The 23,974-nt window shown below is 64.2% G+C and carries 22 protein-coding genes; 6 read left to right on the top strand and 16 right to left on the bottom strand.

From position 1 onward, the window contains the following. Positions 1 to 74: 74 nt before the first annotated feature. Positions 75 to 419, top strand: a complete 345-nt coding sequence (locus tag PDM29_RS15695) for a hypothetical protein (protein WP_311190997.1) — start codon at positions 75 to 77, stop codon at positions 417 to 419. Continuing rightward, the gene (locus tag PDM29_RS15690) at positions 416 to 3,157 is read left to right on the top strand and encodes a zeta toxin family protein (protein ID WP_311190996.1); all 2,742 of its coding nucleotides are present in this window, start codon (positions 416 to 418) and stop codon (positions 3,155 to 3,157) included. Before PDM29_RS15695 ends, PDM29_RS15690 begins: the two co-directional genes overlap by 4 nt. Before the next feature lie 87 nt (positions 3,158 to 3,244). On the opposite strand, the gene PDM29_RS15685 is transcribed toward PDM29_RS15690, so the two are convergent. From PDM29_RS15685 to PDM29_RS15670, 4 genes are all read right to left on the bottom strand, one after another. Continuing rightward, positions 3,245 to 3,841 (bottom strand): nucleotidyl transferase AbiEii/AbiGii toxin family protein, encoded by a 597-nt coding sequence (locus PDM29_RS15685; RefSeq protein WP_311190995.1) that lies wholly within the window; start codon positions 3,839 to 3,841, stop codon positions 3,245 to 3,247. Between the two features lie 30 nt (positions 3,842 to 3,871). Continuing rightward, positions 3,872 to 4,363 carry a helix-turn-helix domain-containing protein gene (locus PDM29_RS15680; protein WP_311190994.1) on the bottom strand — a complete coding sequence of 164 codons (492 nt, stop codon included), beginning with the start codon at positions 4,361 to 4,363 and terminating at the stop codon, positions 3,872 to 3,874. A gap of 74 nt (positions 4,364 to 4,437) precedes the next feature. Then, entirely contained in the window at positions 4,438 to 4,929 is a 492-nt protein-coding gene (locus PDM29_RS15675) for a hypothetical protein (RefSeq protein WP_311190993.1), read from the bottom strand. 89 nt (positions 4,930 to 5,018) lie between these two features. Further along, positions 5,019 to 5,606: a TetR/AcrR family transcriptional regulator gene (locus PDM29_RS15670; RefSeq protein ID WP_311190992.1), complete on the bottom strand. Its 588-nt coding sequence runs from the start codon at positions 5,604 to 5,606 to the stop codon at positions 5,019 to 5,021. Positions 5,607 to 5,715: 109 nt separating this feature from the next. On the opposite strand from PDM29_RS15670, the gene PDM29_RS15665 reads away from it, so the two are divergent. Together PDM29_RS15665 and PDM29_RS15660 are read left to right on the top strand one after the other, a co-directional pair. After that, positions 5,716 to 6,015 (top strand): type II toxin-antitoxin system Phd/YefM family antitoxin, encoded by a 300-nt coding sequence (locus PDM29_RS15665; RefSeq protein ID WP_311190991.1) that lies wholly within the window; start codon positions 5,716 to 5,718, stop codon positions 6,013 to 6,015. A gap of 3 nt (positions 6,016 to 6,018) precedes the next feature. Continuing rightward, positions 6,019 to 6,420: a type II toxin-antitoxin system RelE/ParE family toxin gene (locus tag PDM29_RS15660; protein ID WP_311190990.1), complete on the top strand. Its 402-nt coding sequence runs from the start codon at positions 6,019 to 6,021 to the stop codon at positions 6,418 to 6,420. A 75-nt stretch (positions 6,421 to 6,495) separates the two neighbouring features. Here the strand turns inward: PDM29_RS15660 and guaA are convergent, their stop codons facing one another. The 12 genes from guaA to ndk form a co-directional block, all read right to left on the bottom strand. Continuing rightward, positions 6,496 to 8,061 carry a glutamine-hydrolyzing GMP synthase gene (gene guaA, locus PDM29_RS15655; RefSeq protein ID WP_282296561.1) on the bottom strand — a complete coding sequence of 522 codons (1,566 nt, stop codon included), beginning with the start codon at positions 8,059 to 8,061 and terminating at the stop codon, positions 6,496 to 6,498. Continuing rightward, positions 8,058 to 9,515, bottom strand: coding sequence for an IMP dehydrogenase (gene guaB / locus PDM29_RS15650; protein ID WP_311190989.1), 1,458 nt, complete (start codon positions 9,513 to 9,515; stop codon positions 8,058 to 8,060). The genes guaA and guaB overlap by 4 nt, the downstream gene beginning before the upstream one ends. 183 nt (positions 9,516 to 9,698) lie before the next feature. Continuing rightward, positions 9,699 to 10,577, bottom strand: a complete 879-nt coding sequence (folD, locus tag PDM29_RS15645; RefSeq protein ID WP_311190988.1) for a bifunctional methylenetetrahydrofolate dehydrogenase/methenyltetrahydrofolate cyclohydrolase FolD — start codon at positions 10,575 to 10,577, stop codon at positions 9,699 to 9,701. A gap of 64 nt (positions 10,578 to 10,641) precedes the next feature. Beyond that, positions 10,642 to 12,474 carry a monovalent cation:proton antiporter-2 (CPA2) family protein gene (locus PDM29_RS15640; RefSeq protein WP_311190987.1) on the bottom strand — a complete coding sequence of 611 codons (1,833 nt, stop codon included), beginning with the start codon at positions 12,472 to 12,474 and terminating at the stop codon, positions 10,642 to 10,644. Positions 12,475 to 12,674: 200 nt separating this feature from the next. After that, on the bottom strand, positions 12,675 to 13,808 hold the full coding sequence (gene moeB / locus PDM29_RS15635; RefSeq protein WP_311193803.1) for a molybdopterin-synthase adenylyltransferase MoeB: 1,134 nt from the start codon (positions 13,806 to 13,808) through the stop codon (positions 12,675 to 12,677). A gap of 188 nt (positions 13,809 to 13,996) precedes the next feature. Beyond that, positions 13,997 to 15,394 carry a ribosome biogenesis GTPase Der gene (gene der / locus PDM29_RS15630; RefSeq protein WP_311190986.1) on the bottom strand — a complete coding sequence of 466 codons (1,398 nt, stop codon included), beginning with the start codon at positions 15,392 to 15,394 and terminating at the stop codon, positions 13,997 to 13,999. A 12-nt stretch (positions 15,395 to 15,406) separates the two neighbouring features. Then, the gene (gene bamB, locus PDM29_RS15625; RefSeq protein WP_311190985.1) at positions 15,407 to 16,615 is read right to left on the bottom strand and encodes an outer membrane protein assembly factor BamB; all 1,209 of its coding nucleotides are present in this window, start codon (positions 16,613 to 16,615) and stop codon (positions 15,407 to 15,409) included. Continuing rightward, positions 16,615 to 17,253 carry a YfgM family protein gene (locus tag PDM29_RS15620; RefSeq protein WP_311190984.1) on the bottom strand — a complete coding sequence of 213 codons (639 nt, stop codon included), beginning with the start codon at positions 17,251 to 17,253 and terminating at the stop codon, positions 16,615 to 16,617. The genes bamB and PDM29_RS15620 overlap by 1 nt, the downstream gene beginning before the upstream one ends. A 59-nt stretch (positions 17,254 to 17,312) precedes the next feature. Further along, positions 17,313 to 18,188 carry a helix-turn-helix domain-containing protein gene (locus PDM29_RS15615; RefSeq protein ID WP_311190983.1) on the bottom strand — a complete coding sequence of 292 codons (876 nt, stop codon included), beginning with the start codon at positions 18,186 to 18,188 and terminating at the stop codon, positions 17,313 to 17,315. A 6-nt stretch (positions 18,189 to 18,194) separates the two neighbouring features. After that, on the bottom strand, positions 18,195 to 18,992 hold the full coding sequence (locus PDM29_RS15610; protein WP_311190982.1) for a tetratricopeptide repeat protein: 798 nt from the start codon (positions 18,990 to 18,992) through the stop codon (positions 18,195 to 18,197). Next, positions 18,979 to 20,184 carry a dual-specificity RNA methyltransferase RlmN gene (gene rlmN, locus PDM29_RS15605; RefSeq protein ID WP_311190981.1) on the bottom strand — a complete coding sequence of 402 codons (1,206 nt, stop codon included), beginning with the start codon at positions 20,182 to 20,184 and terminating at the stop codon, positions 18,979 to 18,981. The genes PDM29_RS15610 and rlmN overlap by 14 nt, the downstream gene beginning before the upstream one ends. Before the next feature lie 10 nt (positions 20,185 to 20,194). After that, positions 20,195 to 20,620, bottom strand: coding sequence for a nucleoside-diphosphate kinase (gene ndk / locus PDM29_RS15600; protein WP_311190980.1), 426 nt, complete (start codon positions 20,618 to 20,620; stop codon positions 20,195 to 20,197). A gap of 278 nt (positions 20,621 to 20,898) precedes the next feature. Here ndk and PDM29_RS15595 point away from each other — a divergent pair, with 278 nt between their 5' ends. Continuing rightward, entirely contained in the window at positions 20,899 to 21,549 is a 651-nt protein-coding gene (locus PDM29_RS15595) for a TetR/AcrR family transcriptional regulator (RefSeq protein ID WP_311190979.1), read from the top strand. Positions 21,550 to 21,596: 47 nt separating this feature from the next. Continuing rightward, positions 21,597 to 23,969, top strand: coding sequence for a 3-hydroxyacyl-CoA dehydrogenase/enoyl-CoA hydratase family protein (locus PDM29_RS15590; protein WP_311190978.1), 2,373 nt, complete (start codon positions 21,597 to 21,599; stop codon positions 23,967 to 23,969). Positions 23,970 to 23,974: the final 5 nt, after the last annotated feature.

Here is a 23,974-nt window from a genome sequence, read left to right as displayed (position 1 = left end):
ATCACGACATTCTGGGCACGTTGCCAGTTAACCACGCCCCTCATTTCCACATTCACACGAAATGGACTCTTCGCATGTCTCGTCCTTCTTTGCCCCCCGTCCCCCTCAAGCTGCGTGAAATGCTTGCGCCCTATCCGGACCTGATCGAGCGCATTCAAGATGTACTTGTGTACTCGGCCGAGCGCTCCAGAAAAATCAGGCTGATGCCGTTCGACGATGCCGTCTCAATGCTAGAAGGCCAGCTTGAAGAGTTCATTTCAGAAGCCCGCACTGACCTGGCGATGGCCGAAGCGAGCAAGGATGACTCAGCCATCGATCTCGCAAGTCGGAGAGAGTTGGCGGTCTCGATGGCTAGACAGAAGAGGCATTGGATCACCGATGAATCGTTGGCCATCTACTTCGGGAAGGATTTCTCATGACCTCTCCCGATACGCGACTTAGCCCTCAAGAACATCAGAGAGTTCTCGCTGAGAGCATCATCCCCAGAAGCGGCCTATTGGAATCCAGCCCAATTGAACGTCCTCGCGCCATTATTCTTGCGGGACAGCCGGGGGCAGGAAAGGGTGGCCTGACCAGCTCTGCTGAGGTTGAGTTTGCCGGAAACTCTGTCACATTGGACCCTGACGAGCTACGTAGCTATCACCCAAACGTACAACGCTTTCGCGAATCAAACCCCTACCTCTGGGCAGGCGACACTCACGAGGACGCAAGCCAATGGAACAAGGAGCTTCGAAGCGCCGCCATTGAAGGAAGGCGCAATCTTGTCGTAGATACCACGCTGGGGAGTGGCGACGGTGCAGTAAACCTAATTAATGATTTGAAGGCAAAGGGATACGACGTTGAGGTTCGCGGGCTGGTAGCGCATCGACTGGAGAGCGAGCTGGGCGTCGACAACCGTTTCGCGGGTCAGCTCGACAAGCTAGGTTTCGGCCGTTACGTCCCCGACTCCGTCCGGCAGCATGTCTACGAGGCTCTCCCGGGAAACCTGGACAAAGTACACTTGGAGACAGGCGTACAGATCCGACTTTTCAATCGGCAAGGCGAAGAACTCTACAACAATCGTCAAGATTCAAGATTGCCCGGAACTGCGCTCGATGCAGAGCGGGATGCCCGCCTCCGGGACCCGACCCTGACGCACACGCTTCGCGATGGCTGGAAGTCCATGCGTAATTGGCATCAGGATCTCCCAGACACAATTCAACACAATACCAAAGTTTCTCCGAACGCAGCTGAAGCACTTTTGATTCAACGATCAGAACTCAAAGTCGCCGAAGCCGTCTCCCGCGAAACCGCCACCGCCATCCAGGTGGACCACCAAGTCCGCGTCCGTCCCAACATGATCCGTGGCGCGGCCATCGGCGGCACCGCCGTTACCGCTGTAGAAGCCGTCACCGAGGGCCGCAAGATCGCCGACCTTTATGGGCGCGATAATCCGGTAGGTGCGCAGGCCGCCATCGTCGACTTTGGTGCGCGCAGTGTCGGCGGTTTCGCTGGCGCGGTGGTCGGTGCCAAGGTCGGCACCCTGATCGGTATCGAATCTGGACCCGGGGCCATCGTGACCGGCCTCATCGGGGCCGGCGTGGGCGCAATGGGTGCAAGCGCTGCGGTCGAGTGGATCGAGAATTACCAGATCAACAATCAGCGCGACGCCACGGGCAAGCTGTGGACGTTCGATCCGGAGAACCCGAGCGCTGGCTGGACCCGCACCGAGCGCGAGGTGATCGGCAGCGTTGGCACCCTGGTGGACCGGCCCATCTACGGCCCCACTCAGGAGTTCACGGCTGATCCGGCCCTGGCACAGGAACTGAACTACAAAGCATCCAGCGAAGCCATCGGACTGCGCCTGGGCGAACCGGATCGTCCCATTCCTCCCTACAGCATTCCGGGCGACTCACGCGATACGCCCAGCATTTACCCAGCCTCATGGGAGCGAAATCCCGAAACCGGCGTGTGGCGTCGCGAGGTGGTGGTTTCGGAGCTGGAGCACGGCATGAAGAACGTGCAGGTCGAGTTTGCCGACTCGCAGAAGGCCAAGCATCTGGACGAGTATGCGGCTGGCACGATTGCCTACAACGCATCGCGCAGCCCTGCCGCCATGGCGAAGACCTATGAAGACACCCACGCTCAGCTGGGCTGGCAGCAGCACGGCAAGGTGCCGGACGCGGTGACCTGGGCGCGCGACCACACCGACCAGGTGTTGGCCTCCGATGGTCGTACTTACCAGCGCGGCAAGGATGGCGAATGGACTCACGACGGCGTGTTCTGGGACTCCAAGGCCAATGGCAACCTGCGTGACGAACTTGACGCCACCTATCTACAGGTCCAGACGCACTACGCGCGTACGGCGGATGCACCCGCACAGGTGTCGGCGGTAGCCCAGAACACGCCTGATGCCGTCACGCCGTTGGCCACTGCTGCGGCGATGCCGGTCGACGATATGCGCCAGCCGGGACATCCGGGCAACCGCACGTACATGCAGATGATGGACCGCGTTTCACTGTTTGACTCGCAACAGGGTTTGCCAACCGGCGAACACAGTCAACGGTTGGCAGCATCGACATCCGTTATTGCCAATCGTGAGCGCCTGGACCCGGACCGCACCTTCGTGGAGAAATCCCCGCAGGGCGAGATCGCTCTGGTGGAGCGCCCGCGGCCCGGTCAGACCGGTGAGCGGCGTTTTGAAATCGACATTCGGGCGTTGTCTTCGCGTCCGATCGAGGAGACCTCGCGCGAGCTGGCCAATGATCGTTCACCGCACTACCTCAATCCGCCGGCTCCTGCACGGACTGTGGAGCAGGAGCTGGCGTTGCAGCGCATGGCCCCTTCGGACAAGGCCATGTTTGAGCGGATTCGAACCGGCACGCCTGTATCGGTGGCCGACGAGGCCGTGGTCAGTGCGGTGACCGCCAGCAAGCAGCGCGGTATCGATCAGGCCGACAAGATCAGCGCGGTGGCGATGGATGGGGATCGACTGTTTGTTGTCGGCAACACGCCTGGGTTTAGGGCAATGACCGATGTGTCGCAGCCGCAGCCGGAGTTGCAGCGCGGTGTGGAGCAGTTGCAGACGCAGAACCAGCAACAGTCGTTGGATCAGCAGCGGCAGCAGAGTGAGGAGCAGCAGCGGTCGGCCAGCAAGTCGGCGGCGATGTCGATGTGAGGAATGGGTAGCGCCGGCCGTTGGCCGGCGTTGCCTTCACGACCAAAGCGCGCACCGCCCATCCTATGAGGGCGACACGCAGGCGAGCTAAAGACCGCTCAGAAACTCGTCGACCTGGGCCACGCAACGCTCGAAACTTGCCGTGTAATCCAGGACCGCGATGGCATCGAACGCCGCACGCACGCTGGCATGTGGCGCGTGCATCTGCGACAGGAATGCCTCTCGATGGCGCAGGAGGAACGGCGTCGCAGCTAGAAGTTGTTGAGGCTCACGCTCGATCACAAGAGCAAAGTCGAACAGATCGCGCGCCGTCAGCCTGTCACCACGGTGGTACATCTTCTTGGCGATGATCTCGGACGCAGTCTCCACTTTTACCGAACGACCGCAGATCTCCCACGTGTCCCAAGCGTCCTCGAGCAGGTTCGGGGCGGCAACAAAGTCTACCTCGCCCTCCTCGAATTGAAGTTTTACAAAAGAGCCGGGCTGCTCTGTGTAGTCCTGAGTCAGGTCTGCTGCCGCATCGCTCAATCGAGGCGTGACAAAGCCGAGATACTGCGGGTCAGGCACGAAGATGTCGATGTCTTTGCTCAACCGGTGGTTGTAGCGAAACATCAACACCGTTCCTCCGCCCAGTGTCCAGAACGGATCCGCAATCCCACCATATCTGCTGATTTCGTCAATCAACTGCAGGGCCCTTGGGAACAGCTTCTCCCTTCATGCCCACAGCACGCGGCGATGCACAGACAAGGAACGGGCCAGCTTCGCCACGTTTCGCCAGATCTTTTTGGGTGGCAACTGCGCATGCGAGGCTGCCTCTTCCACAGCCATTACGACAACTGGTACGGGCGCCTCGTCGAGCAGATATGTCACATGCGGAGCAAATGGAGCAGGTACTTCGCCACTCACCAATGCCTCCTCCAGCGCCTCAGGCATCAGCTCACGTGTGTAACTGACGCTAGCCGTCTTGGCCGCCATCCAGAGGCCGCGCTTCTTGCGGCGTGCCTGCGTGTCCAGCTTTGGACTGTCCAGGCCCAACACGGCCGTTACCTGCCCAACCCGGTTTACCCCCAGGTCGCTCAGGGTGCCATTCTCCAAGCCAACCAAGGTCTGACGCGACAGCCCGCTCAAATGCGCGAGCTGCACCTGGGACAGACCCAACTCGGAACGCCGGGTCCGGACAGCATTACCGATGTCGATGAGGTTCATGGGCAGCGCAAACTCGCTGAGTGTCCAATATTTTGGTCACCCTATACCCGTACATCCTTACCTGCAAGTGTCGGCTATTTGGCATTGCCGGCGCGGATCCGCCGGCATTGCGCGGAATAACCCACCAAGAAGACCACGAGACACCCCAGCAACGCGTGCAGTACCACGGGGGCCATCGGGGCAGTGGCGATGGGATGCGAAACAGGCAAGCGAGTCAGAGTTTCATTGGTGCCGGGTACCAGTGACAACAGGAAACTGAAAGACAGCGCGAACGTCGACAGGTACGGCGCGAGTCTGCCCAGCCAGCGCATTCGGGCAGCGAGTACGCCGCCGAAAGCGATCAACAGCACCACCACACCGAACGCATGACCGGGATTGAGTCCTCCGGTACTTGAAACGGCGAAGGAGGACAGCACCGATAGCACGAGGCCGGCGAGGTAGACCCTGCCCGACCTGGTCGCTGGATCGATCGCACGATGGCGGACAAATCCGTAAGCGCCGGCGACCAGGGGGATCAGGCTGAGCGCGGTGTGCAGTACGCCGAGGGCAGAAAGTGGGTGAGTCATCGGAATCTCCAGTTGCCTGCAATAAACCTACTAGTAGGTAGGGTCTTCGTCTTTAGAAAAGGCCCGCCAATGGCAGGCCCGTCGTGGCTTCAGTTTGCTCGGGTCAAACGCGCGATCTGGAGCTTTGCCAGCGCTGCAAAGGTGTTGGCGTCGCCAAAGCCACGTGCCGCCAGCATGGCACCATGGACAGCGGACATGAACGCCTTGGCCTCGTCTTCCGGGCTCCCCTGCAGCAGCAGTTGGCCCTGCGCCGCGCCCTTCTCCAGGGTCAGTGCCAGCCACCCGGTCAGGTCCTCGAAATGCCCACGCACCTCGGTGGCGATCTCAGGCGGAATCAGCGGGAGTTCCGCGGCCAGCATCGCGCAGATGCAGAACGAGGATGTACCGCCTGCAATACAGGCCGACCAGTAGCCCACATACGCCTGCAGTTCGCGCAGGGGATCGTCCAGCTGCCTGTCCAGCAAAGCCAGGCCATCACGCGCCTCGGCGCGATACAGCACCACGACCGTGCGTACCAGTTCGGCCTTGCTGGGAAAGTGGTGGTGGATGCTGGCCTTGCTGATGGCGACCCGCTCGGCGATGTCGGCGTAGCTGAAACCGTTGTAGCCCCCCGCCTCGAGCAGGGCCCGGGCGTGGCTGACGATTTCGGTGGCTTTGGGGGACAGTTCGGGATGCATGACGCTCACTCTACTAGTAGGTAGATTGAGGGTCAATACCGACACTCAGACTCGACGCAACGCGTTTATTGCGTACACAATTCCGCACACATTCCATTCGGTGAGCGGTATGGCCATCTCAGCACGTGACGTCGTCTCGTTATCCCAGGCCCGGGCGAACCTCTCGGAGCTGGCTGAACAAGTGAAGGCCGGCGCAGAAAAAATCGTGACCAAGAATGGAGAAAGCTACGTGGCCATCATCGATGCGCAGCGCCTGGACTATTACCACCAATTGGAGCGGGAACGCATCCATCTTCTGCTGCTCGAAGACGCGAGCAGAGGTCTGGACGACGTGGCGGCAGGCAACGTGGAAGATGCGCGTACAGCCCTTGAAGCTATCAAACGCCGCCTTACCGAGAGCAAGGGGTAACGGGTGTCGAATGTTTCGACAGATCCGTGCACAGTAGAACTTACAAGGAACTTCACGCGAAACCTTTCGGCAATTGAAGTATTCCTTATTGAACATGCATCTACTGAAGCGCTGCACGTCCTGATTCGCGAATTGACCGGCACCATTGTTCCAAATTTGGAGCTGTTCCCGCGCATGGGGCGATTGTTGCTGAGCCACCCTACCCGGTCGGTGCAGGGGGTCCAAGCGGTAACGCGGCTGAGTGAAAAACTGAATGCTATCGCCGAGCTGGGTGAACTGCGCGAGTACCTGACCTCTGACTACCTGATCCTGTATGTGTTGGTAAACAGGACAGTCTCATTGCTATCCATCCGCCACCATCAACAGACATCGTTCGACATGGCAGGCCATTGGGATGCTATGTAAAGGGCAACAGAAACAACAAGGGCACCTTTTGGTGCCCTTGTTGGTTCACAGCAGCGGGGCAAGCCCCGCTCTACGTTATTCCCACTCGATCGTTGCCGGCGGCTTGCCGGAGATGTCGTAGACCACGCGCGAAACGCCGCGCAGTTCGTTGATGATGCGGTTGCTCACGGTGCCGAGGAAATCATACGGCAGGTGCGCCCAGTGAGCGGTCATGAAGTCGATGGTTTCCACCGCGCGTAGTGCGATCACCCACTCGTAGGCACGGGCATCACCGACCACGCCGACCGACTTCACCGGCAGGAACACGGCGAACGCCTGGCTGGTCTTGTCGTACAGATCGGCCTTGCGCAGTTCGTCGATGAAGATGGCATCGGCCTTGGCCAGCAGCTCGGCGTACTCACGCTTCACTTCGCCGAGGATGCGCACGCCCAGGCCCGGGCCCGGGAACGGGTGGCGGTAGACCATGCTGCGCGGCAGGCCGAGTTCGACGCCGAGGCGACGCACTTCGTCCTTGAACAATTCGCGCAGCGGTTCCACCAGGCCCAGCTTCATGTGTTCCGGCAGGCCGCCCACGTTGTGGTGGCTCTTGATGACATGGGCCTTACCGGTCTTGCTGCCGGCCGACTCGATCACGTCCGGGTAGATGGTGCCCTGCGCCAGCCACTTGGCGTTGCTGAGCTTGTTGGATTCTTCGTCGAAGATGTCCACGAACAGGTTGCCGATGATCTTGCGCTTGGCTTCCGGGTCGCTGACGCCCTCCAGCTTGGCGAAGTAACGATCAGCCGCGTTGACGCGGATCACCTTGACGCCCATGTGCTCGGCGAACATCGCCATCACCTGGTCGCCTTCCTGCCAGCGCAGCAGGCCGGTGTCGACAAACACGCAGGTGAGCTTGTCACCAATCGCCTTGTGCAGCAGCGCGGCCACGACGGAGGAATCGACACCACCGGACAGGCCAAGGATCACTTCGTCATCGCCGACCTGCTCGCGCACGCGGGCAATCTGGTCGTCGATGATGTTGGCGGCGGTCCACAGGGTCTGGCAGCCACACACATCGACCACGAAACGACGCAGCAGGGTCTGGCCCTGCAGGGTGTGGGTCACTTCCGGATGGAACTGCACGCCGTACCAGCGCTTCTCTTCGTTGGCCATCGCGGCAACGGGAATGCGGTCGGTGGTGGCGGTGATGGTGAAGCCCGGGGGAGCCTTGGAGACGTGGTCGCCGTGGCTCATCCACACGTTCAGACGCGGCTCGCCGCCGTGGTCGCTCAGGCCGGAGAACAGCGCATCGGGGTTGATGACGTTGACTTCGGCGTGACCGAATTCGCGCTGATCAGCGGCTTCAGTGGCACCACCCAGCTGTGCGGCCAGGGTCTGCATGCCGTAGCAGATGCCGAAGATCGGCAGGCCGCTGTCGAACACTTCCTGCGGCGCGGCGGGTGCGCCCGGCAGGGTGGTCGATTCCGGGCCACCGGAAAGAATGATGCCCTTGGCACCGAACGCGGCGATCTCGGCCGGGTCGTGGTCCCACGCCCAGATTTCGCAGTACACGCCGATCTCGCGGATGCGGCGGGCGATCAGCTGGGTGTACTGCGCGCCGAAATCGAGAATGAGGATCTTGTCGTTGTGAATGTTGGTCATGCGCGGTAGTTCGGCGGTTCTTTGGTGATCTGCACGTCGTGGACGTGGCTCTCGCGCTGCCCTGCCCCGCTGATCTTGACGAACTTGGGCTGGGTGCGCATTTCATCAACGGTGGCGCAACCCACATAACCCATGGTGGCGCGCAGGCCGCCCATCAGCTGGTGGATGATGCCGCCGACCGGACCACGGTACGGAACGCGACCTTCGATGCCTTCCGGCACCAGCTTGTCGGCGCTGGACGAATCCTGGAAGTAACGGTCCTTGGACCCCTTCTCCATCGCGGCCAGCGAACCCATGCCACGGTAGCTCTTGTACGAACGGCCCTGGAACAGTTCGGTTTCGCCCGGCGATTCCTCGGTGCCGGCCAGCAGGCCGCCGACCATGATGGTGGAGGCACCGGCGGCGAGCGCCTTGCCGATGTCGCCGGAGTAGCGGATGCCACCGTCGGCGATGAGCGGAATGCGGTCCTGCAGGGCTTCAGCGACGAGGTCGATGGCGGTGACCTGCGGCACGCCGACGCCGGCGACGACGCGGGTAGTGCAGATCGAACCGGGGCCGATGCCGACCTTGACCGCGTCTGCGCCGCTGTCCAGCAGCGCCAGCGCGGCTTCACCGGTGCAGATGTTGCCGCCGATGACCTGCACCTGTGGGAAGTTCTTCTTGACCCAGCTGACGCGGTCGAGCACGCCCTGCGAATGGCCGTGTGCGGTGTCGACCACGATCACGTCCACGCCTGCAGCCACCAGCGCTTCAACGCGACGGTCGGTGTCACCGCCGACGCCGACAGCGGCACCCACCAGCAGGCGGGTCGCAATGTCCTTGGCGGCGTTCGGGTAGTCGGTGTTCTTCTGGATGTCCTTGACCGTGATCAGACCACGCAATTCGAAGGAATCGTTGACCACCAGCACCTTTTCGATGCGGTTACGGTGCAGCAGCTGCAGCACTTCGTCCGAGGCCGCGCCCTCCTTGACCGTAACCAGGCGGTCCTTCTTGGTCATGATGTGGCGGACCGGATCGTCCAGCTCGGTTTCAAAGCGCATGTCGCGGTGGGTGACGATGCCGGCCAGCAGGCCGTCGCTGCCCACCACCGGCACGCCGGAGATGTTGTGCGCCTGGGTCAGCGCCAGCACGTCACGGATGGTGGTTTCCGGGCCGACCGTGATGGGGTCGCGGATGACACCGGCCTCGAACTTCTTGACCTTGGCCACTTCGGCGGCCTGCTGTTCAAGCGTGAGGTTCTTATGGATGATGCCCATGCCGCCAAGCTGGGCCATGGCGATGGCCAGGCGTGCTTCGGTGACGGTGTCCATGGCGGCCGACAGAATCGGCAGTTTCAGCTTCAGGTCGCGCGTCAGGCGCGTTTCCAGGCTGACGTCCTTGGGCAGGATCGTGGAATGAGCGGGGACGAGCGAGACGTCGTCGTAAGTGAGTGCTTCAGCCTGGATGCGCAGCATCGGCATACCCGAGATGTGGGGAAGCGCGACATTTTACCCTGATTTGCCCCCGATGGGCAGGGGGCGGATGCGACGCTGTGTCGCGTCCGCCAGCGTGGTTCAGGCGGGTCGAACCGCACGACCAACGGTCGTGCGCTACCGGGACACCCGGTAGGTCACGACCGTTGGTCGTGACCGGGGTCATCACGCCGCGGCTTCGGCGGCCTCGATGGTGTTCTGCATGAGGGTGGCCACGGTCATCGGCCCTACCCCGCCCGGCACCGGGGTGATCCAGCTGGCGCGCTCGGCGGCGGCATCAAAGCCGACGTCGCCGACCAGGCGGCCGTCGTCCAGGCGGTTGATGCCGACGTCGATCACCACCGCGCCCGGCTTGACCCATTCACCCGGCACGATGCCGGGGCGGCCAACCGCCACCACCAGGATGTCGGCGTTGCGCACGGCCTGCTCCAGCACGTCCTTGGGGGTGAACTTGTGGCAGCTGGTCACGGTGCAGCCGGCGATCAGCAGTTCCAGGCCCATCGGGCGGCCGACGTGGTTGCTGACCCCGACGATGGTGGCGTTGCGGCCGCGCACCGGCTGGTCGGTGTGGCCCAGCAGCGTGGTGATGCCGCGAGGGGTGCACGGGCGCAGGCCGAATTCACGCAGGGCCAGATGGCCCACGTTCTCCGGGTGGAAGCCGTCCACGTCCTTGCGCGGGTCGATGCGGTGGATCAGGCGGCTGGCGTCGGGAATGCCCGGCAGCGGCAGCTGGACCAGAATGCCGTGGATCTTGGGGTCGGCGTTGAGCTGGTCGATCAGGGTCAGCAGCTGGGCTTCGGTGGTGCCGGCCGGCAGGTCGTAGTCGAACGCTTCGATGCCGACCTTCTCCGCCGCGCGGCGCTTGTTGCGCACGTAAACGGTCGAGGCCGGATCACCGCCCACCAGCACCACGGCCAGCCCCGGGCGGCTGCCACCGGCGGCCAGACGGGCGTCCACGCGGACCTTCAGGCTGTCCAGCAAGTCTTCGGCGATGCGGCGGCCGTCCAGGATGCGGGCGGAATGGGGGGCGGCGGACTCAGTCATCGAAGGCAGGGCGTGAAGCGGCGGGGAGCGTATTGTCCCCGATTACCGTTGTCCGGAACACCGGTCATTCCTCCTCTTCGGGGACCTGGTCGGCGTTCAACGTGCGCGCCTTGCGCTTGGGTGCGGTGAACGGGGTCGGCGTGGGCACGCCGGGCAGCGCGCTGCCGAACACCATGTGCGCACCGGCACGCAGGTCGCCGCCGGCCATTTCCAGCTCGAAACGCTCGGCGTCGCGTTCGCGGATCTGCTCGGCGATGTCGCGGGCGTCATCTTCATCCGCACCCAGTTCCATCAAAGCGGCCTGCCCGAACATCAGCGCGCTCTCGAAGGTTTCGCGGATCTGGTAATCCACCCCGGCATGAATCAGGCGCAGCGAATGCTCACGATCGAACGAACGCACGAGCAGCTTGGCCTGGGGGAACTCGTGCGACACCAGCTCGACAATGCGGTCGGCATCCTCGGCATTGTTCACGCACACCGCAATCGCACGCGCACTGGCGGCACCGGAGGCATGCAGCACGTCCAGGCGGGTGCCGTCACCGTAGTAGATCTTGAAGCCGAACCGCTCGGCGTTGTGGATCATGTCAACGTCGTTGTCGATGATGGTCACGTCCACGTCGCGGGCCAGCAGCGACTGGCTGGCGACCTGGCCGAAGCGACCGAAGCCGATCATCAGCACGCTGCCGGACATGCCTTCAGCGGTGTCCACCCCATCCAGCGATACTTCGCGTGCCGGCATCAGCTTGTCGTGCAGCAGCACGAACAACGGCGTCAGCGCCATCGACAGCACCACGATGGCGGTGAAGTTGGCATTGACTTCCACCCCGATCACGCCGGCGGCGGCCGCGGCAGAGAACAGCACAAAGGCGAATTCGCCGCCCTGCGCCATCACCACGCCGCGATCCAACGCCTGCCGATGGTCACTGCCAAGCACGCGCGCGACCACGTAGATGCACACGGCCTTGGCCAGCATCAGCGCGAGCACGCCGGAGACGATCAGCGGCCAGTTGTTGGCGACCACGGTGAGATCCAGCGCCATGCCGACGCTGAGGAAGAACAGACCGAGCAGAATGCCGCGGAACGGCTCGATGTCCGCTTCAATCTGGTGGCGGAACGTGGATTCACTCAGCAGCACGCCGGCCAGGAATGCACCCATTGCCATCGAAAGACCACCGAGCTGCATCAGCAGCGCCGCACCCAGCACCACCAGCAATGCAGCGGCGGTCATCACCTCGCGCGCCTTGGCGGCGGCCAGCACGCGGAACAGCGGGTTGAGCAGGAATTTGCCCACCAGCACCAGGCCGACAATGGAGCCGGCACCGATGGCGATGCTGATCCAGCGCGAGCCTTCGCCGGGCTCGGCGTGCACCGGGGCCATCAGCGCGACCACGGCCAGCAGCGGCACGATCAGCAGATCTTCAAACAGCAGGATGGAGACGATCTTCTGCCCCGAGGGCAACGCGATGTCGCCGCGCTCGGCCAGCAACTGCATTACCACGGCGGTGGAGGTGAGCACGAAACCGGCGGCACCGATGAAGGCGACCGGCAGCGGGAAGCCGAACAGCATGCACACGCCGGTGAGTACCGCGCCACAGACCACGATCTGCAATGTGCCCAGGCCGAAGATTTCCTTGCGCAGGCTCCACAGGTGCGAGGGCCGCATTTCCAGGCCGATCACGAACAGGAACATCACCACGCCCAGTTCGGCCGTGTGCAGGATGGCCTGCGGGTCGGAGAACCAGCCGAAGCCGAAGGGGCCGATGGCCAGGCCAGCGGCGAAGTAACCCAGCACCGAGCCCAGCCCCAGGCGCCGGAATACCGGCACCATCACCACGGCCGCACCCAGCAGCGCGACTACTTTCACCAGTTCACTGCTGGCACCTGCTTCGACCGCCATGCGGTTTGTTCCTTGAATCCCCGATCAGCCGTCACGATAGGACAGATTGACGCAGGGACATAGCAACTATCGAGGGGTTGTTTGTGCCAGAAATGGAACGACGAAGCGGATCAAGGGGCGGCTGTTGCGTAGGGACACGCCATGCGTGTCCGAACGTGGCCAGGTTCCCATGGACACGCATGGCGTGTCCCTACACCGCCTCAGGCGGCACAGAACGCGGCGTAGTCGATATACCCGGGAAACACGGCATCCGGCGCACACAACGGACACCCCGGATCCGGCCGCAGCCGCACCTCGCGGAAACGCATGCCCAGTGCATCAAAACTCAGCAACCGGCCCACCAGCGGTTCACCGATCCCCAGCAGCAGCTTCAGCACCTCGGTCGCCTGCAGCAGGCCGACCATGCCCGGCAGCACGCCCAGCACCCCGGCCTCGGCACAGTTCGGCGCGAACTCAGCCGGCGGCGGCTCCGGAAACAGGCAGCGATAACACGGTGCGTGCCCGCGCTGGCGGCCGGCGTCGAACACGCTGACCTGCCCGGTGAAACGCTCCACTGCACCGTACACCAGCGGCAGCGCGTGCTTGATGCAGGCGTCATTGAGCAGATAGCGCAGCGGGAAGTTGTCGGAGCCGTCCAGCACCACGTCCACGCCTTCCAGCAGCGCGTCGATGTTCTGCGACGTCGCCCGCGCCTGCACCGCCTCCACCTCAAGGTGCGGATTCAGGGCCAGCAGGCGTTCGCGTGCGGAGGCGACCTTGGGCTGGCCGACACTGGCGTCGGTGTGCAGGATCTGCCGCTGCAGGTTGCTGCGGTCCACGACATCGTCGTCGGCGAGGCGCAGGTGCCCTACCCCGGCAGCCGCCAGGTAGAAGGCGGCGGGGGAGCCGAGGCCGCCGGCACCGAGTATCAGCACCCGCGCCTGTTGCAGGCGGCGTTGACCTTCCGCGCCGATCTGCGGCAGCAGCAGGTGGCGGGAGTAGCGCTCGTTGAAGTCGCGCTCGCCGTCGGTCTGCAGCGGCTGCACCAGCGGCAGGCCGGCGTTGCTCCAGGCGCTGGTGCCGCCGGCGACTGAGGTGACGTTGGAGTAACCCAGGGCAAGCAGGTGCTCTGCGGCGGCCAGCGATCGGCGTCCGCTCTGGCAGATGATCAGAACTTCGTGCCCGATGGTCGGCAGATGACCGGCGGGATCGGATTCCAGCTCGGCCTTGGCGATGCCGACAGCGCCTTCTGCCATGCCGGTGGCGCGTTCGTGTGCTTCGCGGATGTCGATCAGGAGTGCGCCCTGGGCGTGGCGCTGCCGGGCCTGTTCGGGGGATATCTCGGGGATGCTCATGGCGGCATTATCGGCCGCCATGACCGTATGCGCGATGCGTAGGGACACGCCATGCGTGCCCTTGGGAACCCGTGCCACGTTCAGCCACGCAGGGCGTGGCTCTACGCCTGGATCAGGCATTGCGTGGACACGCATGGCGTGTCCCTACGGGTGGCCCATATTGCGGGGTTGCCGGCCAGCGGCCGGCACTACTTGCCCTTGACGTGCTTCATCAGTCGGCGCTTGCGCGCGATCTGGCGTTCGGTCAGCACGTTCTTCTTGCCTTCGTACGGGTTGGTACCCTCGCGGAAGATGAACTGCACCGGGGTGCCGATCAGCTTGAAACGCTTGCGGAAGAAGTTTTCCAGGTAGCGCTTGTACGACTCGGGCAGGTCCTTCAGGCGGGTGCCGTGCACAATGAAGGTCGGCGGATTGGAACCGCCCGGGTGCACGTAACGCAGCTTGGACACGTGGCCGCGAATAGCCGGCGGCGGGTTCGACTCGTACGCCATTTCCAGCGCCTTGTTGACCTCGCTGGTGCTGAACTCATGCGTGGCCGAGGCGTGTGCCTGGTGGATGGCGCGGAACAGCTCGCGCAGGCCGGAGCCATGCTTGGCCGAGATGCGCACGTTTTCCGCCCACGGCACGAAGCCGAGCTTGCGCGACACCAGCGTTTCCGCCTGCTCACGCTGGTAGTCGGTCAACCCGTCCCACTTGTTGATCGCCACCACCAGCGCACGGCCGGCATCCAACACCGCGCCCAGCACGCTGGCGTCCTGGTCGGTGACGCCTTCGCTGGCGTCCAGCATCAGCACGGCGACCTGGCACTGCTCGATGGCCTGCAGGGTCTTGACCACGCTGAACTTCTCGACCACTTCGTCCACGCGCGACTTGCGGCGCAGACCGGCGGTGTCGATCAGGCGGTACTGGCGACCGTCGCGCTCCAGGTCCACGGCGATGGAATCGCGCGTGGTACCCGGCACTTCCGAGGCGATCATGCGTTCTTCGCCGAGGATGCGGTTGACCAGGGTCGACTTGCCCACGTTCGGGCGGCCGACGAAGGCAATGCGGATGCGCGCGGGATCGTTGTCCAGCTCTTCGCCGCTGCCCTCTTCCGGCAGGCGCTGCACGACTTCGTCGAGCAGGTCGTCCAGACCCTGGCGATGCGCGGCCGAAACGGTGAGCATCTCGCTGAAGCCATAGCGCGAGAACTCCGAGCGCACCGCGTCTTCATCGGTGCCGTCGATCTTGTTGATCAACAGCAACGTGGGACGCGACAGCTTGCGCAGCCAGCTCAGGATCTCGTCATCGAGCGCCGAGGTACCCTCACGGGCGTCGACCACGAACAGAATGAGATCGGCCTCACCTGCCGCCGCGCGGGCCTGGCGTGCAGTCGCACCGGCCAGGCCTTCCTCGTCCTCGGCGATACCGCCGGTGTCGACCACGAGGAAATGGTTGTCCTCGTCCAGTCGACACACACCATAGTTGCGGTCCCGGGTGACGCCGGGCTGGTCATGGACCAGGGCGTCACGGGTACGGGTCAGCGCATTGAAAATGGTGGACTTGCCGACATTCGGCCGTCCAACCAGGGCGACCAAAGGCAGCATCGCGGTAACTCCTTAGTTTGCCAACCGGAAGGCGGTCAGCTTTCCATCAACGTTCTGCACCAGCAGAATCCCATCGGCCACCACCAGCGCGCCCCGGACAGGGTCACCGCCGGACTTGGCCCGGGCCGCGAACTGACCGTCGTCGGTGCGCAGCCAGTGTACGTAGCCCTTGTAGTCAGCGACCACAACGTAATCGCCCTGGATGACCGGACCGGTCAGGGTGCGCCGGGCCAGCCCGGTCTGCGACCACATCGCGGTGCCACTGGTCTTGTCCAGGCTGAACACGCCGCCCTTGGCGTCGGTGACGATCACGTTGCCCGAAGTCAGGGCCACGCCACCGGCACCACCGTGGTCGCGCGCCCACAGCGGGCGACCGGTCGGGCCTTCAATGGCCATGGTCTGGTTCTTGAAGCTGCTCACGTAAAGCGTATTGCCTTCCAGCACCGGGGCACCGTCCACGTCGGACATGCGCTCCAGTTCGGTACGGCCTTCGCCGTTGGCGACCATCTGGTCCCACACGGTGCGGCCGTCCTGCATGCCCAGTGCGGCCACGCTGCCGTCATCGTTGCCGATGAACAGCACGCCCGGACCTGCCACCACCGGCGCGTTGCCGCGCACGGTCAGGGCGGGCAGCTCGCGCGGGTTGAACCACTTCTGGGTGCCGTTGGCGGCGTCGAAGCCGGTGACCCGGCCGTCGTTGCTGCGCACGAACACGATGCCCTGGGCAATGGCCGGGGCCGAGATCACTTCACCCGGCACCTTGGCGCGCCACTTTTCAGTGCCGTCGTTGGCATCCAGCGCAATGACTTCGCCGTTGAGCGTGCCGATCACCACCAGGCCCTCGCCCACGCCCGGGCCACCAGACAGACGCAGCTTCGGCTGCTTCTTGACCTTGGCCGGTTCATAGGTCCACACGGTTTTGCCGGTCTGCAGGTCCAGCGCCTGCACGCCACCGTAGATGGCGGCAGCGTAGACGCGGCCATCGGCCACCACCGGGCCCTGGCGGACGCCGATGCGCTTTTCACCCTTGCCGACGCCGGTGCTCCAGATCTTGTCGACCTTGAGGGTCGGCTCGAACTTGACCAGCTCAGCCGGCTCCTGTGCCTTCTTGGCTTCTGCGTCCTTGCCCGCGAACCAGCCCTTGACGGTGCTGCAACCGGACAACGCCACACCCATCAGCACCAGGGTGGCAACGCGCTTGATCATGACCATCTGCTTCATTACGCCGACTCCGCAGGATCGGTGACCGTGCCACCGGCATCCATCACCTTGATTTCCAGCAGTCGCCGCTGCGGCGCCGCCACGTCCAGCGTCTTGAGCGCCTTCTCATACTGACCGCGCGCTTCGTCGCGCTTGCCGGCCGCCATCAGGGCATCGCCGTGGATTTCCAGGCTGGCACTGTCGCTGGCCGAACCCAGCTGCTTGATCGCCTCGTCGGCCTTGCCGCCGGCGATGAGCAGGCGGGCAATGCGCTGGTCGATGGCGGTCTTGAATTCCGGCTCGGCCTGGATGCCACGCAGGGTAGCCAGGGCCTCGTCGTTCTTGCCGGCATCCACCTGGGCCTTGGCCAGCTGCATCGCTGCCAGGTCCGCATACAGCGAGGACTTGCCGCCTTCCAGCGCCTTCACGCCTTTGGCCGCTTCATCCAGCTTCTTGTCCTGCAGCTGCTTGAGCACCACCTGGTACTGCACATTGGCATTGGCCAGCTCGTTGCCCTGCTGCTTCTGCCACCACTGCCAGCCGGCAATGCCGCCAATGGCAATGGCCACACCGGCAATGATGCTCACACCATTCTTCCGCAGCCAGCCGCGGACGCGTTCACTTTGTTCGTGCTCGTCGAGCAGGTCGTCGATCGCCATGCGTACTCTCGCCCCTGCCCGTCAGGAGGGACCATTTGAATTGAATTGGAAATCGCAGCTCAGTGTGAAACCGGAGCCACGGAGCCGTCAGAGGATACCGTAAAGCGTGCCACGTTGGCTCGCTGGTACGGCGAAAGGTCGACGATAGCGCCGCCCTGCTGAACCTCGACCGCCGACGCGTTGCCCAGCACCATGCGCGCCACCTGGCCGGGACTGAAGCTGCGCGACTCACCGGATTTGATCAGCGCCTTTTCCACCGTGGCACCGTCCGGACCGGAGATGTCCACCCAGCTGTCGCCCTTGAACTGCAGGCTGAGGGTGCCGCCCGTGGCGGCAGGCGTGGCAGCACTGGCGGCCGGACGCGGCACCGGGGTCAGCGAGGCCAGGTACGGCGCAGATGGCTGCGACGCCGGGGCGGCCGTTGCCGGAGCCGCGGTGGCCGGGTTGGCAGGCTCGTTGCCACCGGTCACGGGAACCGCCGCTGGAATCACGTCCAGCGACGCGGTGTTCGGGGTGCTGCTGCCGGTGTCGAAGTGGCCGCGGGTGGCGAACCACACGGGCACCGCCAGCACGGCGGTAATACCGACATAGAGGGCGCGGCGGCCCAGGCTTTCGGCGATGCGGCGCGCACGCGGGGTGTGGGTGTGGCTGACCAGCTGCGGCGGCACCACCGGACCGATGTGGGCCTGTTCCAGTGCGTCGCCGAGGTCAACCCTGAGCAGGCGGGCGTAGCTGCGCAGCTGGCCGCGCACGAAGACCGGGGCCCCCAAGCGATCCCACTGCTCGGCTTCGAGCGACTTCACCACCTGGACCGGCATGCGCAGGTCTTTCCCCACCGCTTCGAGGGACAGTCCGGCCGCTTCGCGCGCCTGACGGAGTCGTGCTCCGCATCCGGCCGCAGCATCAAAAGCGTTCACAGTCTGGTCGTCAATCACAATGCTTCAACCCCGGGAATTAGGAGCCGCGTCGTGCGGAAATTCGTCGCGAATTCGCTGCAGATAGCGACCCGATGCCACTGCGTCGCCCAGCTGCGCCTCGATATCAGAGGCAAGTTGTAACACGGAACGTGTGGCCGGTGCAGCCGACAGACGCCGTTGCACGAAGGCCCGGGCCTCGAAAAAGCGCCCCTGGGTGTACTCGTTGCGGGCCATCGTCTCCAGTGCAAACGCATTGTCCGGGGCCAGCGCCAACGCCTTGCGCAGGTCACGCACCGCCCGTTCGGGCTGCCCGGCACTCAATGCACAGCTTCCGGCATTGGCCAGGGCCGCCGACGGGGTGCCGTAGCCGGGTGCGGCCAGGGCTTTGTCGAAATACGGCAGCGCTTCGGCAGCACGGCCTCGCCCACACAGCCACGCGCCATAATTGTTGAGCGCATCACCGCGCTGCGGTGCAACCTCGACCGCCTTGCGCAGAAGCTCGCCCACGTCGGCGTCGCGCCCCTGCGCACCGGCCACCTGGGCCAGCAACAGATAGACCTCGGGGCGGCTGCCATCCAGCTTCAGGGCAGCCCTGCCACGCTTCTCGGCCAGCGGCAGGTCGCCCAGACGCACCGCCTCGGCCGCCAGGGTGACATTGTTCTCGTAGGCCACCCGACGACGCGTGTTGTCGTCATCGCGGGCGGTGTATTCCGGAGCCACGCCCCGGATGTCATCAGGAATACGGATGCCCTGCTTGCCACAGCCGGCGAGTGCCAGCGCGACGAAGACAACGGCTGGCAATCGAAGGTCAGGCAGCGGCATTCCGGTTTTTCCCGCCCTGCAGGGTCTTGTTGAATTCGGCCTGTCGGCGCGTGCGGTCCATCACCTGGCCCTTGAGCTGGCCACAGGCGGCGTCGATGTCGTCGCCACGGGTACGGCGCACCATGGTCAGCACCTTGGAGTCCAGCAGGATCTTCTGGAAGGCGCGGATCTGGGTGTCGTCCGAGCGCTCGTAGCGCGTGCCCGGGAACGGATTGAACGGAATCAGGTTGACCTTGCCCGCGTTCGACGTCTGCACGGCGTTGTCGAACTGGCGCATCAGCCGCGCCAGCTGGCGGGCGTGCTCGGGCGTGTCATTGATGCCGCGCATCAGGGTGTATTCAAAGGTGACCGATTCGCGGCGCTTGTTGGCGCGCAGGTAACGGGCACACGAGGCCATCAGCTCGGCGATCGGGTACTTCTTGTTAAGCGGCACCAGGGTTTCGCGCAGCTCATCGTTGGGCGCGTGCAGCGACACCGCCAGCGAGACATCGCTTTCGGCGGAGAGGCGGTCGATCTGCGGCACCAGGCCGGAGGTCGACAGGGTCACGCGCTTGTTGGCCAGGCCGTAGCCCAGATCGTCGCGCATCACACTCATGGCGCGCACGACGTTGTCGAAATTCATCAGCGGCTCGCCCATACCCATCATGACCACGTTGGTCAGGCGGCGCTGCTTGTGCGGAATGTTGCCCAGATGGCGCGCCGCCACCCACACCTGGCCGATGATCTCGGCGGTGGACAGGTTGCGGTTGAAGCCCTGGGTGGCGGTGGAGCAGAACGTGCAGTTCAGTGCACAGCCGACCTGCGAGGACACGCACAGCGTGCCGCGGGTCTTGTCCGGAATGTAGACCGCCTCGATGGCGTTCTTGCCATCGGTGCCCATGGCCAGCAGCCACTTGTGAGTGCCGTCATTGGAGGGCTTCTCGAACACGATGTTGGGCACGACCACTTCGGCGTGTGCGTGCAGCTTGGCACGCAACGCCTTGCCCAGATCGGTCATCTGGTCGAAATCGGTCACGTAGTGGTGATGGATCCACTTCATGACCTGGTGGGCACGGTAGCGCGCTTCGCCGAGGGTCTCGGCGAAGAAGCGCTCCAAACCCTCGCGATCGAGGTCGAGCAGGTTCTGTTTGCCAGCAGTCGGTGCGGTTTTCGGCAGCGGCTGGATGGCGGGGGACTGTACGACCTCGTTCACGGCATTACTCTCAGCGCGAGACCACTTCGGTCGCGGCGAAGAAGTACGCGATTTCAATCGCGGCATTCTCGACCGAGTCCGAGCCGTGGGCGGCATTGGCATCGATGGAATCGGCGAAGTCGGCGCGGATGGTGCCCGGCGCAGCGTCCTTCGGATTGGTGGCGCCCAGCAGGTCGCGGTGGGCCAGCACGGCGTTCTCGCCTTCCAGCGCCTGGATCATCACCGGGCCGGAGATCATGAACTCGACCAGCGCGTTGAAGAACGGACGCTCCTTGTGCACGGCGTAGAAGCCTTCGGCTTCACGGCGCGACAGCTGCTTGTACTTGGCAGCCACGACCTTCAGGCCAGCCTTTTCAAAGCGGGCGTAGATTTCGCCGATGACGTTCTTGGCAACCGCGTCGGGCTTGATGATGGAAAGGGTGCGCTCCAGCGCCATGGGAGGTTCTCCGTTGGGCGGGCCACTGATCGACCCGAGAGTAACATGAAAAAAACCCGCGTCAAAACGCGGGCTTAGCCTATATACGTAGCGCAATTCTACAACGTCCTCTGGCCCGGCGCTACGCCGTAGTGCCACGCCATGCGTGGCAACCGCAGGGAACCTGAACAGCCGGACAGACCCTGAACGCCAGCGAGATCCTGTTGCGCCGCAGCATGCCAGCGGCGGCTGCCGGGGTCTAATATCAAACAATCGTTTGATTGAACCCTGCCCGACCCATGGCCAAGCCCGCCCACTTCTCCACCAAGGACCGCATTCTCGGGGCCGCCGAGGAGCTGTTCGCCCAGCACGGCTTTGCCGGCACCTCGCTGCGCCAGGTGACCAGCCAGGCCGACGTCAACATTGCGGCGGTGAACTACCACTTCGGCTCCAAGGAAAACCTGGTCAACGAGGTGTTCCGCCGCCGCATGGACGAGATGACCACCGCGCGCCTGGCCCAGCTCGACACCGCCCGCCGCGACTACCCCGGTCAATTACGGCCGGTGCTGGCCGCCTTCGTTGAGCCGGCGCTGGCCATGGCCCAGGACCGCCAGAGTGGCGGTGCCTTCGTGCGGGTCATCGCCCGCGCCTATGCGGAAAAAAATGACAACCTGCGCAAGTTCCTGTCCGACCATTACGGCCACGTGCTGCGCGACTTCGGCAAGGCCATCGCCGCCTGCGTGCCGGAGCTGAGCAAGGAAGAGCTGTACTGGCGGCTGGACTTCCTGGCCGGGTCACTGACCTACGCCATGGCCGACTTCGGGCTGATCAAGCGACCCGCAGGTGTCACCGAAGCGGCGCATCGTGCCCATGCCGCCCACGAACTGATCCATTTCGCCGAGGCCGGCTTCCGCGCCAGCGCAGCCGCCTCCCCTGCTTCCACCCCGTAATGCCGGGCCCCCTGCCCGACTGAACTGACCTCCAAAGGCTTACTGACATGTCCAATTCCCTGCTAGTCCGCCGCGCCGCCGTGCTGGGTGCCGGCGTCATGGGTGCCCAGATCGCCGCCCACCTGACCAACGCCGGCGTCGACACAGTACTGTTCGACCTGCCTGCCAAGGAAGGTCCCGCCGACGGCATCGTGCTCAAGGCGATTGCCAATCTGGGCAAGCTGAGCCCGGCCCCGCTGGCCAGCAAGTCCTACGCCGAGGCGATCACCCCGGCCAACTATGAGACCGGGCTGGAGCAACTGAAGGACTGCGACCTGATCATCGAGGCCATTGCCGAACGCATGGACTGGAAGCAGGACCTGTACAAGAAGATCGCCCCGTTCGTTGCCGACCACGCGGTGCTGGCCTCCAACACTTCGGGCCTGGGCATCAACAAGCTGGCCGACGTGCTGCCCGAGCAGCTGCGCCACCGCTTCTGCGGCGTGCATTTCTTCAACCCGCCGCGCTACATGCACCTGGCCGAGCTGATTCCGGCCAGCACCACCGACGCGGCCGTGCTGGAGGGCCTGGAAAGCTTCCTGGTCACCACCCTGGGCAAGGGCGTGGTGTACGCCAAGGACACCCCGAACTTCATCGGCAACCGCATCGGCGTGTTCTCGATCCTGTCCACCATCCACCACACCCAGCAGTTCGGCCTGGGCTTTGACGAAGTGGACGGCCTGACCGGCCCGCTGGTGGGTCGCCCGAAGTCGGCCACCTACCGCACCTCCGACGTGGTCGGCCTGGACACCATGGCCCACGTCATCAAGACCATGGGCGACACCCTGCCCAACGACCCGTGGCACGAATTCTTCAAGTCGCCGAAGTGGCTGGACGCGCTGATCGCCAAGGGTGCGCTGGGCCAGAAGACCGGTGCCGGCATCTTCCGCAAGGTCGGCAAAGACATCGTCGTGCTGGACCTGGAAAAGCAGGACTACCGCGCCGCTGACCGCACCGCCGCACCGGAAGTGGTCGAGATCCTGAAGATCAAGAACCCGGCCGAGAAGTTCGCCAAGCTGCGCGAAAGCCAGCACCCGCAGGCGCAGTTCCTGTGGGCGACCTTCCGCGACCTGTTCCACTACAGCGCCTATCACCTGGCGGACATCGCCGAAACCGCGCGCGACGTCGACCTGGCCATCCGCTGGGGTTACGGCTGGTCGCTGGGCCCGTTCGAAACCTGGCAGGCCGCTGGCTGGAAGCAGGTGGCGCAGTGGATCGCCGACGACATCGTCGCCGGAAAGAGCATGAGCAATGCGCCGCTGCCGGACTGGGTGTTCGATGGCCGCGACGGCGTGCACGCCGCCGAGGGCAGCTTCAGCCCGTCGCGCAACGCCAAGCTGCCGCGTTCGTCGCTGCCGGTGTACCAGCGCCAGCGCTTCCCCGATCCGGTGCTGGGCGAAACCTTCAGCCCGGGCGAAACCGTGTTCGAAAATGACGGCGTGCGCATGTGGCACGACGGCGACGGCATTGCCGTGGTCAGCTTCAAGACCAAGATGAACACCGTGTCCGACCACGTGCTCAACGGCCTGCAGGAAGCGATCAAGCGCGCCGAGCAGGGCTTCCAGGGCCTGGTGATCTGGCAGCAGAAGGAACCCTTCTCCGCCGGTGCCGACCTGGCGGGTGCACTGGGCCTGCTGCAGGCCGGCAAGGTCGACCAGTTCGAAGAGATGGTGCACAACTTCCAGCGCACCAGCCAGGCAATCAAGTACTCGCTGGTGCCGGTGGTGACCGCAGTGCGCGGCCTGGCCCTGGGCGGTGGCTGCGAATTCCAGATGCACAGCGCCAAGAGCGTGGCTGCACTGGAAAGCTACATCGGCCTGGTCGAAGCCGGCGTCGGCCTGCTGCCGGCCGGTGGCGGCCTCAAGGAACTGGCGGTGCGTGCCTCGCAGGCCGCCGGTCCGGGCGGCGACGTGTTCGCCGAACTGAAGAAGACCTTCGAAACCGTGGCCATGGCCAAGGTCTCCAACTCGGCGGTCAACGCCCAGGAGCTGGGCCTGATGCGCCCGACCGACAAGGTGGTGTTCAACAGCTATGAAGCGCTGTACATCGCCAAGGCCGAAGTGCGTGCGCTGGCCGAAGGCGGCTACCGTCCGCCGATGCCGGCACGTCGCATCCAGGTCGCCGGCGACGTGGGCATCGCGACCTTCAAGATGATGCTGGTCAACATGCTGGAAGGCCGTTTCATCAGCCCGTATGACTACGAGATCGCCGTGCGCATCGCCACCGTGCTGTGCGGCGGCGAAGTGGATCGCGGCACCCTGGTCGACGAAGAGTGGCTGCTGACCCTGGAGCGCAAGCACTTCGTCGAACTGGCCCAGCAGGAAAAGACCCAGGCCCGCATCGCGCACATGCTGAAAACCGGCAAGCCGCTGCGTAACTAATAGAG

The organism is Stenotrophomonas oahuensis (assembly GCF_031834595.1).
Lineage (GTDB): Bacteria > Pseudomonadota > Gammaproteobacteria > Xanthomonadales > Xanthomonadaceae > Stenotrophomonas > Stenotrophomonas oahuensis.
Note: the sequence above shows the minus strand (reverse complement) of the source record. Positions and strands in the feature narration are given on the sequence as shown.

What these genes read in the sequence shown, in the direction of transcription:
- bamB (WP_311190985.1), bottom strand. Translation starts at nt 16,615, where the DNA reads ATGAAGCAGATGGTCATGATCAAGCGCGTTGCCACCCTGGTGCTGATG.
- der (WP_311190986.1), bottom strand. Translation starts at nt 15,394, where the DNA reads ATGCTGCCTTTGGTCGCCCTGGTTGGACGGCCGAATGTCGGCAAGTCC.
- guaB (WP_311190989.1), bottom strand. Translation starts at nt 9,515, where the DNA reads ATGCTGCGCATCCAGGCTGAAGCACTCACTTACGACGACGTCTCGCTC.
- guaA (WP_282296561.1), bottom strand. Translation starts at nt 8,061, where the DNA reads ATGACCAACATTCACAACGACAAGATCCTCATTCTCGATTTCGGCGCG.
- PDM29_RS15590 (WP_311190978.1), top strand. Translation starts at nt 21,597, where the DNA reads ATGTCCAATTCCCTGCTAGTCCGCCGCGCCGCCGTGCTGGGTGCCGGC.
- PDM29_RS15640 (WP_311190987.1), bottom strand. Translation starts at nt 12,474, where the DNA reads ATGGCGGTCGAAGCAGGTGCCAGCAGTGAACTGGTGAAAGTAGTCGCG.
- PDM29_RS15690 (WP_311190996.1), top strand. Translation starts at nt 416, where the DNA reads ATGACCTCTCCCGATACGCGACTTAGCCCTCAAGAACATCAGAGAGTT.
- folD (WP_311190988.1), bottom strand. Translation starts at nt 10,577, where the DNA reads ATGACTGAGTCCGCCGCCCCCCATTCCGCCCGCATCCTGGACGGCCGC.
- PDM29_RS15595 (WP_311190979.1), top strand. Translation starts at nt 20,899, where the DNA reads ATGGCCAAGCCCGCCCACTTCTCCACCAAGGACCGCATTCTCGGGGCC.
- PDM29_RS15675 (WP_311190993.1), bottom strand. Translation starts at nt 4,929, where the DNA reads ATGACTCACCCACTTTCTGCCCTCGGCGTACTGCACACCGCGCTCAGC.
- PDM29_RS15670 (WP_311190992.1), bottom strand. Translation starts at nt 5,606, where the DNA reads ATGCATCCCGAACTGTCCCCCAAAGCCACCGAAATCGTCAGCCACGCC.
- PDM29_RS15665 (WP_311190991.1), top strand. Translation starts at nt 5,716, where the DNA reads ATGGCCATCTCAGCACGTGACGTCGTCTCGTTATCCCAGGCCCGGGCG.
- PDM29_RS15680 (WP_311190994.1), bottom strand. Translation starts at nt 4,363, where the DNA reads ATGAACCTCATCGACATCGGTAATGCTGTCCGGACCCGGCGTTCCGAG.
- PDM29_RS15620 (WP_311190984.1), bottom strand. Translation starts at nt 17,253, where the DNA reads ATGGCGATCGACGACCTGCTCGACGAGCACGAACAAAGTGAACGCGTC.
- PDM29_RS15610 (WP_311190982.1), bottom strand. Translation starts at nt 18,992, where the DNA reads ATGCCGCTGCCTGACCTTCGATTGCCAGCCGTTGTCTTCGTCGCGCTG.
- moeB (WP_311193803.1), bottom strand. Translation starts at nt 13,808, where the DNA reads ATGAGCATCCCCGAGATATCCCCCGAACAGGCCCGGCAGCGCCACGCC.
- ndk (WP_311190980.1), bottom strand. Translation starts at nt 20,620, where the DNA reads ATGGCGCTGGAGCGCACCCTTTCCATCATCAAGCCCGACGCGGTTGCC.
- PDM29_RS15695 (WP_311190997.1), top strand. Translation starts at nt 75, where the DNA reads ATGTCTCGTCCTTCTTTGCCCCCCGTCCCCCTCAAGCTGCGTGAAATG.